13 protein-coding genes and 1 tRNA gene are annotated in these 12,918 nt (G+C 70.8%); 1 reads left to right on the top strand and 13 read right to left on the bottom strand.

Annotated elements, in window-relative coordinates:
- A partial coding sequence (locus ABZE72_RS04970; RefSeq protein ID WP_372727909.1) for a hypothetical protein occupies window positions 1–253 on the top strand: 253 nt, incomplete at its 5' end.
- 63 nt (window positions 254–316) lie between these two features.
- Here the strand turns inward: ABZE72_RS04970 and ABZE72_RS04965 are convergent.
- From ABZE72_RS04965 to ABZE72_RS04905, 13 genes are all read right to left on the bottom strand, one after another.
- Complete coding sequence (locus ABZE72_RS04965; protein WP_372727908.1) at window positions 317–3,133, bottom strand: EAL domain-containing protein; 2,817 nt, start codon at window positions 3,131–3,133, stop codon at window positions 317–319.
- Between the two features lie 273 nt (window positions 3,134–3,406).
- Window positions 3,407–3,480, bottom strand: a tRNA-Pro gene (locus ABZE72_RS04960).
- Window positions 3,481–3,543: 63 nt separating this feature from the next.
- Window positions 3,544–4,548: a hypothetical protein gene (locus ABZE72_RS04955; RefSeq protein WP_372727907.1), complete on the bottom strand. Its 1,005-nt coding sequence runs from the start codon at window positions 4,546–4,548 to the stop codon at window positions 3,544–3,546.
- A 16-nt stretch (window positions 4,549–4,564) separates the two neighbouring features.
- Window positions 4,565–5,947: a ribosome biogenesis GTPase Der gene (gene der / locus ABZE72_RS04950; protein WP_372727906.1), complete on the bottom strand. Its 1,383-nt coding sequence runs from the start codon at window positions 5,945–5,947 to the stop codon at window positions 4,565–4,567.
- Window positions 5,944–6,702: a lysophospholipid acyltransferase family protein gene (locus ABZE72_RS04945; protein ID WP_372727905.1), complete on the bottom strand. Its 759-nt coding sequence runs from the start codon at window positions 6,700–6,702 to the stop codon at window positions 5,944–5,946. The genes der and ABZE72_RS04945 overlap by 4 nt, the downstream gene beginning before the upstream one ends.
- Window positions 6,699–7,409 carry a (d)CMP kinase gene (cmk, locus tag ABZE72_RS04940; RefSeq protein WP_372727904.1) on the bottom strand — a complete coding sequence of 237 codons (711 nt, stop codon included), beginning with the start codon at window positions 7,407–7,409 and terminating at the stop codon, window positions 6,699–6,701. Before cmk ends, ABZE72_RS04945 begins: the two co-directional genes overlap by 4 nt.
- 59 nt (window positions 7,410–7,468) lie before the next feature.
- Window positions 7,469–8,539 carry a prephenate dehydrogenase gene (locus tag ABZE72_RS04935; RefSeq protein ID WP_372727903.1) on the bottom strand — a complete coding sequence of 357 codons (1,071 nt, stop codon included), beginning with the start codon at window positions 8,537–8,539 and terminating at the stop codon, window positions 7,469–7,471.
- On the bottom strand, window positions 8,532–8,918 hold the full coding sequence (aroH, locus tag ABZE72_RS04930) for a chorismate mutase (protein ID WP_372727902.1): 387 nt from the start codon (window positions 8,916–8,918) through the stop codon (window positions 8,532–8,534). Before aroH ends, ABZE72_RS04935 begins: the two co-directional genes overlap by 8 nt.
- Before the next feature lie 91 nt (window positions 8,919–9,009).
- Window positions 9,010–9,765, bottom strand: a complete 756-nt coding sequence (locus ABZE72_RS04925; RefSeq protein WP_372727901.1) for a pseudouridine synthase — start codon at window positions 9,763–9,765, stop codon at window positions 9,010–9,012.
- Window positions 9,762–10,553, bottom strand: a complete 792-nt coding sequence (scpB, locus tag ABZE72_RS04920; RefSeq protein WP_372727900.1) for an SMC-Scp complex subunit ScpB — start codon at window positions 10,551–10,553, stop codon at window positions 9,762–9,764. The genes ABZE72_RS04925 and scpB overlap by 4 nt, the downstream gene beginning before the upstream one ends.
- Window positions 10,550–11,479, bottom strand: coding sequence for a ScpA family protein (locus ABZE72_RS04915; protein ID WP_372727899.1), 930 nt, complete (start codon window positions 11,477–11,479; stop codon window positions 10,550–10,552). Before ABZE72_RS04915 ends, scpB begins: the two co-directional genes overlap by 4 nt.
- A complete protein-coding gene (locus ABZE72_RS04910) occupies window positions 11,476–11,862 on the bottom strand; it encodes a hypothetical protein (RefSeq protein ID WP_372727898.1) in 387 nt (128 codons plus the stop codon). The genes ABZE72_RS04915 and ABZE72_RS04910 overlap by 4 nt, the downstream gene beginning before the upstream one ends.
- Complete coding sequence (locus tag ABZE72_RS04905) at window positions 11,847–12,794, bottom strand: ParA family protein (RefSeq protein ID WP_372727912.1); 948 nt, start codon at window positions 12,792–12,794, stop codon at window positions 11,847–11,849. The genes ABZE72_RS04910 and ABZE72_RS04905 overlap by 16 nt, the downstream gene beginning before the upstream one ends.
- Window positions 12,795–12,918: the final 124 nt, after the last annotated feature.

The following is a 12,918-nucleotide window of genomic DNA, read 5'->3' as shown; positions in this document are numbered from 1 at the left end:
TCAGCTGGCCTATGCCGGCGCTGGGGAGGGGGACTCGGGAGCAGTGACCAGCGTGGTGCCGGTGACCGCCGGCGAGCACACCGTCAGCCTGGACGCCAGGGAACTCGGGACCGGCAGCTTCCTCTACGGCCGGGAGATCTCGGTGATCTACGTGCCGACGGGGGCTGGCTTCACCCCGGCCACCCGGCCCACGCCCGGCGGTCAGCAGGGTCAGCAGGGTCAGCAGGGTCAGCAGGGTCAGCAGCCAGGGTGACCCTCGACAGGCATGGGCGCGGAGTCAGCAGAGAGGGCGCCGCCCGTGGGCGATGCGTCGCGCTCAGTCGTGAATCGCCTCGCCGACGAGAGCGAACCGCTGGTCGGGCAAGGACTCGAGCAGGCCCTCGAGCTCGGTCAGCGGAAGCGCGGGACTCCACAGCCACCCTTGCCCGGCCGAGCAGTCCATCTCACGCAACCGGCGCAGCTGATCGCCTGTCTCGACCCCCTCCGCCACGACGCACTCGATGCCGACGGCTGCGGCGAGGTCGACGATGGAAGCCGCGAGCGCGACATTCTCGGAGCCGCGTCCGATGCCGCCCACGAAGCCGCGGTCGATCTTGAGCATCGAGATCGGCAGTTGTTGCAGGTAGGTCAGCGAGGAGTAGCCGGTGCCGAAGTCGTCAAGGGCGATACCGACACCCAGATCCCGGAGGCTGTTCATGTTCTCCCGAGCGTGCTCGAGGTCCAGGAGCAGCGCGGTCTCGGTGATCTCGATGACCAGTTGCTCCGGTCGGAGTCCACCGCCGCTCTGGTCGAGGGCAGACGTCACCCGGTGGCCCATGGACGCCGACCCGACGTGCTGGGCTCCGACATTCACCGATAGCCGGGCTCCCGGAGGCAGCAAATTGCGCTCAGACATCTCGGCGCCGTCCCGACACGCCTGCTGCAGCACCCAGGTGTCGAGCTGCTCGATCAGGCCGAGCTCCTCGGCGACGGCCACGAACTCGGAGGGCGGGATGTAGCCGCGGACCGGGTCCTTCCACCGGGCCAGCGCCTCGAAGCCCATCAGCACTCCGTCGGCCAGTCCGATGATCGGTTGGTAGTGCAGGCTGAGGAGGTTCTGCTCGAGGGCCCGACCGAGGTTCTGGGCGAGCTCAAGGCGCCCGCGGGCGCGGTCCGCCATCTCTTCGACGTAAAGGCTGGAGCGAGCTCTTCCCGCCGTCTTGGCGTGGTACATCGCGGTGTCCGCGGACCGCAGCAGGATGCCGGCGTCGGCCGGCGGGCTGAGGGCGATACCGATGCTTGCGGAGATCTTCAGCTGACGACCGGCGACCACGACCGGAGCCCGCAGGGCACGATGCAAGCGCTCGGCGACGGCCGTGGCGCGCTCGGCATCGCTGTGTGCGCACACCACCAGGAACTCGTCACCGCCCACCCGGCCGATGCTGTCCTCGTCGCGCAGGCAGTCACGCAGGCGCGCAGCGACCTGGACGAGCAGTTCGTCGCCCTCGGCGTGCCCGGCCAGATCGTTGACGAGCTTGAAGTTGTCGAGATCGAGGAGCAGCACGGCCACAGACTCCTTGCCGCGCCGGGCGGCCTCGAGGGCGTGCCGGAGGCGATCCTGGATCAGCACCCGGTTGGGCAGGCCCGTCAACGCGTCGTGCAGGGCCAGGTGCCGCAGCTCGGACTCGAGCCGGTGGCGTTCGGTCACGTCGCGCAGCACATGGGTCAGCCCTGCCGGGCCGATGTGGAGCCCGGAGAGGCGAGACGCGGTCTCGGCCACCTGGACTTCCGAGCCGTCCTTGCGTCGGGCGCGGGTCTCGAAGCCGGCGGAGGTCTTGCCCTCCATCACCGCTGAGCGGGCCTCCGCAGCCTCCTGCTGTTGCTCGGGCGACATGATCAGATCGAGGTGCCGACCGATCGCCTCGTCCTCTCGCCACCCCAGCAACTGCTCGGCCGCGCGGTTCCAGCTCGTGATCACTCCCGCTTCCGTGCTGCCGATCACGGCGTCGCCCAAGGAGTCGACGACGCTGGCCAAGCGGCTGGCCAGGCGCTCGGCCCGCAGCTCCACCTCCTTGCGGGCAGTGATGTCCCAGAGCACGCCGAGGATGCGCCGACTCTGACCGTCCTCATCACGAATCAGCTGGCCGCGTGAACCCAACCACCGGACTCGACCGTCGGGCAGGACCACCCGGAACTCGATCTCCTCCGACTCGACTTCGCCCGACGTCACTCTCGTCATGGCGCGATCGACCACGGCGACGTCGTCGGGGTGACAGCGTTGGCGCACGTCGTCCATCGACCAGTCGACCGTGTCCGGCTCGATCCCGTACAGCGCGTCGTACGCCGCCGTCCGCGTCACGTGTCCGGTGGACAGCTCGATGCCCCAGTAGCCGACGTTCAAGGCGTCGAGCACGAAGTCCAGGGTCTCCCTCATCCGGGCGGTGCCCGCGACATCCCGCACGGTCACCCTGGCTCCCGTGAGCTCTCCCGAGGGCGCCCAGCGAGGAACGAAGCTCATCGCCACCTCCAGCGGGGCGCCGGTGCCGGATGTGTGGCGAGCGATCAGGCGCCGCTCGTACACCTCCGCTCGCAGCAGCCGAAAGGCGTCGGCCAGCTCGTCAGCGTCCTGGGTGTGCACGACGGCCGCCAGATCGCGGCCCTCCGCGTCCGCCGCAGAGAGGCCGTAGAGCTCGACGGCGGACTCCGGCCACTGCTCGACGCGGCCCTCCAGGTCGCAGAGGATGACCGCCTCGTCCGCTGACGCGGGGGGAATCGGTCGGGCCTCTGGGGCCGCCTGACCCAGGTTCTCCAGGAGAATCAGCACCTGATGATCCGAGATCGGCTTCAGCGACACCCGAAAGGCGCTGCGCTCCACCCGATCGTCACCGAACGCCATCGTCCCGAGGTCCAGGACCTTGCCCGACCGCGCTACGCCCTGGACGATCTCCGCCATACCCGCGTCCGACAAGGTGGGGACGAGTTCGCGGAAGGACCGGCCGCGCATGTCGCGGGTGAGTCCCCCGGCGGTGAGACCGGCCTCGTTGGCGTCCTCGAGGTGCAGGCTCGCGGCATCGTCGACGTCCTCGAAGGACCACACCATGACGCCGTGCGGCAGTTCGTCGAAGACGCGGCGCAGTGTCTCGGCGTCGCTCACGAGCCCTCCCCCGTTCAGCACGACGGGGCCACAGTGCGTCAACGACGTCGGTCCCGATCCCGCCCTCAGTATGCCCTGCCAGGGGCCCGCGGTAGTAGAACGAGGCCGCGCTCGAGAGCGAAACCGAAGGGCTCATGCACCGGCTCTCCTGAGTCGGTCGAGAGGTCTCGAAACACCCATCCACCGTCTCGGCCACCTGCCCGCAACGGGGCAAGGCGGAACGCAAAGAGGGTGCCGCCCGTGGGCGACACCCTCTCTGACCTGCGTGAACAGTCGGGCTGACAGGATTTGAACCTGCGACCCCTTGACCCCCAGTCAAGTGCGCTACCAAGCTGCGCTACAGCCCGAACACCTTCATTACGAAGGCGGGTGAACACTATCGCAGCCCTGCAGCAGACCGGGAATCGGGCTCACCTCACCTCGCCGCTGTCCTCGGAGACCATCAGGTCGGAGGTGTCCACGGCCTCGAACGCCGAGGCCGGGATCCGCTTGAGGTCGCTGATCAGCCGCTCGGGCCAGCGCTTGTGCCGCTCGCCCTGGAAGAACCACGGCGATCCGTTGTCGGCCAGCACCAGACCGTAGGTCTTCATCGCCCGGATCACCTCCCTCGCCGCCGGCGAGAACCCGTCGGTCGAGAAGCCCGGCCTCAACCGGAAGCGAGCCCCCATCGGCGGAAAGGCACGGGAGTCCGTCGAGCCGGCGTCGTGGCGAGCCGGCCACAGGTGGTGCCGACTGGTCACGTCGGTGGTGAACCGGATCGCGTGGTCGACCTCGCGGTCGCGGACCTCGTTCCACCGCAGCAGCCCCGGCAGGATCGGCAGTCCGGCAGCATCGGCCGAGGTCCAGCCGTCCGGGCGCAGGTCGTTGCTCCTCAGCGACCACACCGCCCCCGAGCCGGCCCGCCACTTCCCGCGCCGGACCCGGGTGTTCCAGGTCTCGTAGAGGCGGCAGGAGCCCCTGTCGACGACGATGGCGTGCTTGTCCCCCGAGGAGCCCCGGCCACCCTCGATCCGGGTGTCCCTGCCGAAGGGGTAACGCACGCGGTCGCTCTCGTCGGCGTAGGTGAAGCGGACCCTGACCCGGCGGTGGCGGTGCTTGACCACCGTCACCGGGATGCCGTACGCCGGACCGTCACCGTAGGAGGGCCCGAAGTCGGGGTGCAGGTCGGAGTCCGGCGACATCCGCGCCCGCCACTGTGCGCTGCGCGGGTGCACCGGCAGGTCGCGGACGTCGGCGTGCCAGTAGTTGTCGTCGGGGAACGCCGAGCACGACGTCCCGGCGACGGTTCCCGCGACACTCCGCGCGGTCGTCTCACCACCCTGGGCGAGCTCGGCGCGCGGGGCGGGCCCGGGGCTCGCCCCTGAGCAGGCAGCCGTCGCCAGGACGGCGACCACACCCAGAGCGAGCGAACGCACGGGACCTCCCGGACGACTACTTCTTGCGCTTCTCCCGCGGCCGGATCTGCAGCGTGATGGGAGTGCCCACGAAGCCGAACTCCTCACGGAGCCGACGTTCAATGTACCGCTCGTAGCCGGCGTCCAGCTTGCCGCTGGTGAACAGCACGAACATCGGCGGGGACGACTGCGCCTGGGTGCCGAAGAGGATCTTCGGCTGCTTGCCGCCGCGCACCGGGTGCGGGTGCTCGGCGACCAGGCGGCCGAGGAAGGCGTTGAGCGTGCCGGTCGGCACCCGCGTCTCCCAGCCCGCCAGGGCCTTGTCGATGGCAGGCACGAGCCGGTCGATGTGCCAGCCGGTCCGCGCGGTCACGTTGATCCGGGGCGCCCACTGGACCTGCACGAGCTCGCGCTCGATCTCGCGCTCGAGGTAGTAGCGGCGCTCCTCGTCGACGAGGTCCCACTTGTTGAAGGCGATGACGAGCGCGCGGCCGGCCTCGCGGATCGACTGGATGATCCGCAGGTCCTGCTCGGAGATCGACTCGCCGCCGTCGAGGACCAGCACGCAGAGCTCGGCCCGGTCGATCGCGGAGTTCGTGCGCAGCGAGGCGTAGTACTCGTGGCCGGAGACCTGCTTGACCCGCTTGCGGATGCCCGCGGTGTCGATGAAGCGCCAGGTGCGACCGCCGAGCTGGATCATCTCGTCGACCGGGTCGACGGTGGTGCCGGCGACGTTGTCGACGACGACCCGCTCCTCACCGGCGAGCTGGTTGAGCAGCGAGGACTTGCCGACGTTGGGCTTGCCCACGATCGCGATCCGACGGGGACCACCGATGGGGGCGTCCTGCTCGGGCGGCGGCTCCGGCAGGGCGGCCAGGATCGCGTCGAGCATGTCGCCCGAGCCACGACCGTGCAGGGCGGAGACCGGGAAAGGCTCACCCAGACCGAGGTTCCACAGACCGAAGGCCTCGGCCTCGGTGCGCTGGTCGTCGACCTTGTTCGCGGCCAGGATGACCGGCTTCTTCGAGGCGCGCAGGATCTTCACCACCGCGGCGTCGGTGTCGGTGATGCCGACCGTGGCGTCGACGACGAAGAGCACGGCGTCGGCCAGCCCGATCGCGATCTCCGCCTGGGCCGCGATCCGCTCCGCCAGACCCCGGGCGTCCGGGTCCCAACCGCCGGTGTCGACGACTGTGAAGGCGCGACCGTTCCAGTGCGCGTCGTACGACACGCGGTCGCGGGTGACGCCGGGGACGTCCTCGACGACCGCGGCGCGACGACCGATGATCCGGTTCACCAGGGTGGACTTGCCGACGTTCGGACGACCGACGACGGCCAGGATCGGAACCGGGCCCTGGACCTCCACGTCGAACTCGCCGTCGTGGGTGGACTGGTCGGGCTCGGGGTGACCCTCGCTCATGATGCTCCTTGCTCGGTGACCCCAGGGGCGGGGTCGGGTTCAACTTCATTGGCGGGCAGCGGACCGGGCAGTTCTCGCCCGGTCAAGGCGCGCGCATGGTTCAGATGAGCCAGCATCTGCTGCTGGAGCAACAACGTGGCCTGCTCGACTTGTTCCCGACGGCGCGGCCAGGGTGTCGCCTCGACGCGGTGCGGGGCGCCGAAGACGATGTCGACCACTCCCCCACGCGGCGGCAGCGAACCGGTGTGACCACCGGGCTCACGGGTGCCGAACATGACGACGGGCACGACCGGCGCACCCGAGGCCAGCGCGAAGTACGCCGCTCCCCGGTGGAAGCGCTCGAGGTCACCGGGTCCGCGCCGCCCCTCGGGGAAGATGCCGACCGCGGAACCGTCGCGCAGCACCCGCAGGCAGCTCTTCACCGCGGCCGGGTCGGTGGTGAACCGGTCCAGGGGGATCTGGCCCGAGGCCCGCAGGAAGCCGCCGAGCTTGCCGTCGAACATCTCGCGCTTGGTCAGGGCGTGCACCGGCCGCGGCGCGAAGATCGCCAGCAGCGGACCATCGGCGACCCCGATGTGGTTGCAGGCGAAGATCACCGGTCCGGCGGCGGGCGTGTGGTGCTCGTCGTGGACGCGTACGTCGAAACGGCGGCGCACCAGGGCGCGGGCGGCCGGTCGCAGACCGTGGAGCAGGACCTTGCGGGGGTGCCGGACGTCCGCGCTGCGGGGCAGGTCGTGGTGGGAGGAGACGGTCACGCGCGTGCCTCCACCGCCTCGACGAGCTCGACCACCAGGCCGATCACCTCGTCCAGCGTGTAGTGGGTGGTGTCGATGTGCACGGCGCCGTCGGCCATCACCAGCGGCGAGACCGCGCGGCCGGAGTCGATGGTGTCGCGAGCGAGCAGGGAGGCCTCGGTGGCGGCCACGTCGGAGCCACCCTCCTCGGCGGCGCGGCGGGCAGCACGGGCGGCCGGGTCGGCCGAGAGGTAGGCCTTGACCGGGGCGTCGGGCGCGACGACCGAGCCGATGTCACGGCCCTCGACGACGATCCCGCCGTCGGTGGTGGCCTCGGCGATCGCCTCACGCTGGAGCTCCAGCAGCCGGGCGCGGACCTCGGGGACGGCACTGACCGGGGAGACCGCGCCGGTGACGTCCTCGCCCCGGATGGCCACGCCCACGTCGACGCCGTCGACGGTGATCGTCGGGCCGAGCGGGTCGGTGCCGGAGACGATCCTCGCCTCGTCGGCCCGGGCAGCAACAGCAGCCGGGTCCTGGACGTCGACGCCGGCACGCAGCATCCACCACGTCATCGCGCGGTACATCGCACCGGTGTCGAGGTAGCGCAGGCCGAGCCGGCTGGCGACGCCGCGCGACGTGCTCGACTTGCCCGATCCCGAGGGACCGTCGATGGCGACGACGAGCCCGACGGAGGGGCGGTCGGACGAGGGGGCGTTGCTGGGCACGAACCGGTCCTGCTCTCTGCTCGGGGACGCGTCGGGGCACGCGTGTGTGCAGCCGCAGCCTACCGGTGGGTGACCCATCCACGGGATTCCAGAGAGGCCAGCAGGTGCTCGGCTCCGGCTTCCTCGACGACCAGCTCGACCAGACCGACCGGGCGGCCCGGGTCGTGGTCGATGTGGACGTCCTCGATGTTGATCCCGATCTCGCCCGCATCCGCGAACAGCCGGGCCAGCTCGCCGGCCTGGTCGGGCACCGCGACGTACACCGAACGCGTCGGGCGCGCAGGCCCGCCGTGCTTGCCCGGGATGGCCTGCGTGCCGGCCACCCCGCGCGCCAGCAGGGCGCCCAGCTGGTCGCGAGATCCCGCGCCGACCGCCTCGATCAGCAGGTCCAGCTGACCGCGGACCTCGGTGAGCAGGCCGAGGACCGCCTCGGCGTTGCCGGTGACGATCTGCTGCCACAGGGCCGGGTCGCCGCCGGCCACCCGGGTGACGTCGCGGACACCCTGCCCGGAGAGCGCCAGATGGGCCTGCGGGGCGTCGGCCAGCCGACCGGCCACCAGGACGGCCAGCAGGTGCGGCAGGTGCGAGGTACGGGCCACCGCGAGGTCGTGCTCCTCGGGCGTGAGGCGGACCGGTACCGCACCGCACAGCCGGGCCAGCTCCTCGACGAGGGCAACGGCGTCCGGGTCGGCGCTTCCGTGCGGGGCGACCGCCCACGGCCGTCCGTCGAAGAGCGCAGCGCTGGCGGCCAGCGGGCCGGAGCGCTCGGAGCCGGCCATCGGGTGGCTGCCGACGTAGCGAGCCACGCCGGGCTCGTCCCGTACGGCGCGCAGCGGGCCGGTCTTGATGCTGCCGACGTCGGTGACGACCGCGTCGGAGGCGGCCAACGCGGTCGCGATCGTGGCGCCCAGGTGATCGGGCGGGACCGCGACCACGACCAGCTGGCGGGTGTCCCCGGCGAGAAGTGCGCGCCCGGCGCCCAGCCCGGTCGCGGTGCGCAGGTGCTCGGCCGAGGTGTCGCTGAGCAGGACCTCGAGCCCGGCACGACGACAGGCCAGCGCGATGGAAGTGCCGAGCAGGCCGGCGCCGATCACCTCGACCGGTCCGACCAGCCGGGGCGCGTCAGTCATCGTCGGGCACCGACCGGACCTTGGTGAGGTCCTTGCGCAGGGCGGCGGCCCCGTGCAGGTAGACGTGGGTGATGTCGGCACGTGGCCGGTCGGTCTCGACGTGGGCCATCATCCGGACCACGCGCGGCATGGAGCCGTCGATCTCGAGCTCGCGGGCACAGATCAGCGGGATTTCACCGAAGCCCAGGCGTCGTGCGGCGTAGGCGGGGAACTCCGAGACCAGGTCGGAGGTGGCGGTGAAGATCACGGAGATGAAGTCGTCGACCTCGAGGTCGTTGGCCTCCATCACGTCGGTGACCATCTCGGCGACGCGCTCGAGCATGTGGTCGCGCACGTCCTCCTCGAGCTGGGTGGCCCCCCGGACCGCTCGCACTGCCACGTCTGCTCCTTCGTCGGGTGTCGGACGCGCCAAGGCTAGCGATCGCCGTGGGTCGGTGCCGCCGGTGTCCGTGGGTGGTGGTGCTGTTCGCTCAGAGCGAGGCGGCGTCGAGCAGCTCGCCGAGCTCGTCGTGGGTCAGCTCGCGCAGCGACCCCGACGGCAGCCGGTCGAGCTGGACGGGGCCGATCGCGGTCCGGGTCAGGCGTCGGACCGGGTGGTCGATCTCCTCGAGCAGGCGGCGCACGATCCGGTTGCGGCCCTCGTGGATGACCAGCTCGACGATCGACTTGGCACCCTTGCCGCGGCCGGAGACGCTGATGATCCGCGCCTCGTTGACCGTCACCGGACCGTCCTCGAGGGTCACGCCCTCGAGCAGGGTGGCGACGGTGGCCCTGGTGACCTCCCCGTCGACCTCGGCGACGTACGTCTTGTCCACCTCGTACGACGGGTGCGCCATCCGCTGGGCGAAGTCGCCGTCGTTGGTCATCAGCAGCAGCCCGGAGGTGTCGGTGTCGAGACGGCCGACGTGGAAGAGCCGCTCGGGACGGTGCGCCACGACGTCGCTGAGGGTACGACGACCCTCGGGGTCGGACATGGTGGAGACCACGCCGCGGGGCTTGTTGAGCACCAGGTAGACGTGCGGGGAGACCGGCGGCAACCGCTTGCCGTCCACCCGGATCACCGCGGTGGTGGGGTCGACCTTCGTGCCGAGCCGGGTGACGATCTCGCCGTCCACCTCGACCAGCCCGTCGAGCATCAGCTCCTCGCACTTGCGGCGGGAGGCCACGCCGGACATGGCGAGCAGCTTCTGCAGACGGATCAGCCCGTCGTCGTCGGTCGCGATCACTGCGTGACCGTATCCCCGCCGGGCGCCTGCGCGTCATTCGTCGCAGCAGGCTCCCCCGCCTCGGCCCCGGCGTCCGCGGCGGCCTCCACCGGCACCTCGACCGCGGAGCGGGCGACCTCGCTGAGTTCGTCCTCCAGATCGTCCATGTCGGGCAGGTAGGGCGCCAGCTCGGGCAGCTCCTCGATCGAGGTCACCCCGATCCGCTCCAGGAAGTAGGTGGTGGTGCGGAAGAGGTTGGCGCCGGTCTCGTGGTCCTGACCGGCCTCCTCGACCAGGCCCCGGTTGAGCAGGGTGCGCATCACGCCGTCGACGTTCACGCCGCGGATCGCCGAGACCCGCGCGCGCGAGATCGGTTGCTTGTAGGCCACCACCGCGAGGGTCTCCAGGGCTGCCTGGGTGAGTCGCGCCTGCTGGCCCTCGAGCACGAAGCCCTCGACGACCACGGCGTACTCCTCGCGGGAGTAGAAGCGCCACCCGCCGGCGACGTTGCGCAGCTCGAAACCGCGTCCCTGTTCGGTGTACTCCGCGGCCAGCTCGTGCAGCGCCCGGGTGACCTCCTCGACCGGGTAGCCCACGGCCGAGGCCATCGAGACCGCGTCGAGCGGCTGGTCGGTCACCATCAGCACGGCCTCGAGCGAGGGCCGCAGCTCCGCCAGCGGTACGGCGAGGGTGTCGCCCTGCTCCTCGGTCACCGACACGTCACCGGACGTCGCCTCGTCGACAGCACCCGTCCCCTCGGCAGCCGCCACCGTCTCGTCGGCGACGTCGGTCTCGGTGGTGTCGTTCACGTGTCTGCTCCCTGGTTCGGGTCGGGGTTCGGCTGGTCGTCACTCGGCTCCGGCTCGCCGCCGAGGACGACCTCGGGCTCCGGCGGGGCACCGTCGAACTCGTCGGTGATCTCGATCTCGGCCTCGTCTCCCCCGGTCCACCGCACGGTCAGCTCGCCGAGCGGGGTGACCTGGTCGAACGAGACGGCACCTTCGCGGAAGAGCTCGAGCAGCGAGAGGAAGCGGGCCACGGTGGTCAGCGTGTCCGGGGAGTCCCCGCAGAGCGCCCGGAAGGTCATCGTGCCCGAGCGTCGTAGCCGATCCACCACGATCGCGGCCTGCTCGCGCACGCTGACCTTGGCCGCGTGGATGTGCTGCAGGGAGACCTCGAGGATCGGCTTGGGCTCCAGTGCCCGCTCCGCGAGGCGGGCGAAGTCGTCGAGCCCGATCCCGATCAGCACCTCCGGCAGCAGGGTCGCGAAGCGCTCCTCGAGGCCCACGGCACGGGGGTGCCGCTTGGACTCCTCGTTCAGCCGCTGGTCCAGGACCGAGGCGACCAGCTTGAAGGCCTTGTACTGCATGAGCCGGGCGAAGAGCAGGTCGCGCGCCTCGAGCAGCGCGAGGTCCTCCTCGTCCTCGACATCGCCCTGGGGAAGCAGCCGGGCGGCCTTCAGGTCGAGCAGGGTCGAAGCGACCAGCAGGAACGACGTGGTCTGCTCCAGGTCCCAGGTGGGTCCACCGGCCTTGACGAAGGCGATGAAGTCGTCGGTCACCTGCGACAGCGACACCTCGGTGATGTCGAGCTTGTGCTTGGCGATCAGGCTGAGCAGCAGGTCGAAGGGGCCCTCGAAGTTGTGCAGGTGCAGCTCGAAGCCCGGAGTGCCGGTATCGGTGCCGGTATCGGTGCCGGCGTCAGCGGTGTCCACGTCGACGGACGGTGAGCTCATCCCTGGGTCAACCGACGCACCAGGGCGCTGTCGTCCCCGTTGACCTCGAGGTCGGCGAGGACCAGCGCCACGGCCTCCCGCACCAGCCGGCCACGGTCGACGGCCAGTCCGTGCGAGCGCCGCAGCGAGAGCCGGGCGTGCTCGAGATCGAGCAGCTCGTCGGAGGTCACGTAGACCGTCATCTTCTCGTCGTGGCGCACCCGACCGCTGGGCTTGCGGGCCCGGCTCCGGGCGCTGTCGCCCGAGGACGCGGCCTCGGTCGAGCCGTCGTCCTCCGGCTGGTCGGGGACGGCGCGGACGCTCGCCCCCGAGGAGGTGGCGTCGTCGACGGCGGTGGGGCGGAAGAGGTCGTCGGCGGCCGGCAGGCTCACCCGTCGAGGCACCGGGCCAGCACCTCCTTGGCCAGCTGGCGGTAGTGGTCGGCGCCGCTGGAGGAGCTCGCGTAGCTGGTGATCGGCTCACCGGCGACGGTGGCGTCGGAGAACTTCACGGTGCGCCGGATGACGGTGTGGAAGACCTTGTCGCCCCAGGCCTGGACCAGACGCTCCATCACCTCGCGGCTGTGCAGGGTGCGGCCGTCGAACATGGTGCCGAGGATGCCGTCGATCTCGAGCTTCGGGTTGAGCCGCTCACGGACCTTGTCGATGGTGGTCTTGAGCAGCGCCACGCCGCGCAGGGCGAAGTACTCGCACTCCAGCGGGATGATCACGCCGTCCGAGGCGGTCAGCGCGTTCACGGTCAGCAGCCCGAGCGAGGGCTGGCAGTCGATCAGGATCACGTCATAGTGCTCGAGGGCGGGCGCCAGGACGCGCTGGAGGGTCTGCTCGCGGGCCACCTCGTGGACGAGCTGCACCTCCGCGGCGGACAGGTCGATGTTCGAGGGCAGCAGGTCCATGCCGGGCACGCCCGAGGGGACGATGACGTCGTGGATGTCGACGTCGCGCTGCATCAGCAGGTTGTAGACCGTCAGGTCCATCTCGTGCGGGTTCAGCCCCAGTCCGACCGAGAGCGAGCCCTGCGGGTCGAAGTCGACCAGGAGCACCTTGCGGCCGTACTCGGCCAGCGAGGCGCCCAGGTTGATCGTGGTGGTGGTCTTGCCGACGCCACCCTTCTGGTTGCACATCGACACCACGCGGGCGTTGCCGTGCTCGGTCAGCGGCCGCGGCTCGGGCAGCTCGATCATCGGGCGGCCGGTGGCGCCGAGCTTGACCTCGGCGGCAGGCTCCGCGGCCTCGGGGCGGACGAAGGGCAAGGGCTCGGTCACGGTCGTCGTTTCTGTGGTGGGTGGAACGGGTGGTCGTCCCAGAGGAGGCATCTGGGGGGCGTTGCTGCTGGGGCCGGTGTATCCCGAGAACGTGCCGCCACCGCTCATCTGCCGCTCCTCGCTTTGTCGACTCGGCGACTTGTGACCGAGCTCGCGGGCGACACTAGACCCGGCC

Origin of the sequence: Nocardioides sp. (assembly GCF_041600255.1) — a bacterium.
Lineage (GTDB): Bacteria > Actinomycetota > Actinomycetes > Propionibacteriales > Nocardioidaceae > Nocardioides.
The sequence above is the reverse complement of the archived record's forward strand: the minus strand, read 5'-3'. Positions and strand labels throughout refer to the sequence as shown.

Coding starts and splice junctions, on each gene's coding strand:
- der (WP_372727906.1), bottom strand. CDS start 5,947: ATGAGCGAGGGTCACCCCGAGCCCGACCAGTCCACCCACGACGGCGAG.
- ABZE72_RS04935 (WP_372727903.1), bottom strand. CDS start 8,539: ATGACTGACGCGCCCCGGCTGGTCGGACCGGTCGAGGTGATCGGCGCC.
- ABZE72_RS04915 (WP_372727899.1), bottom strand. CDS start 11,479: ATGAGCTCACCGTCCGTCGACGTGGACACCGCTGACGCCGGCACCGAT.
- ABZE72_RS04905 (WP_372727912.1), bottom strand. CDS start 12,794: ATGCCTCCTCTGGGACGACCACCCGTTCCACCCACCACAGAAACGACG.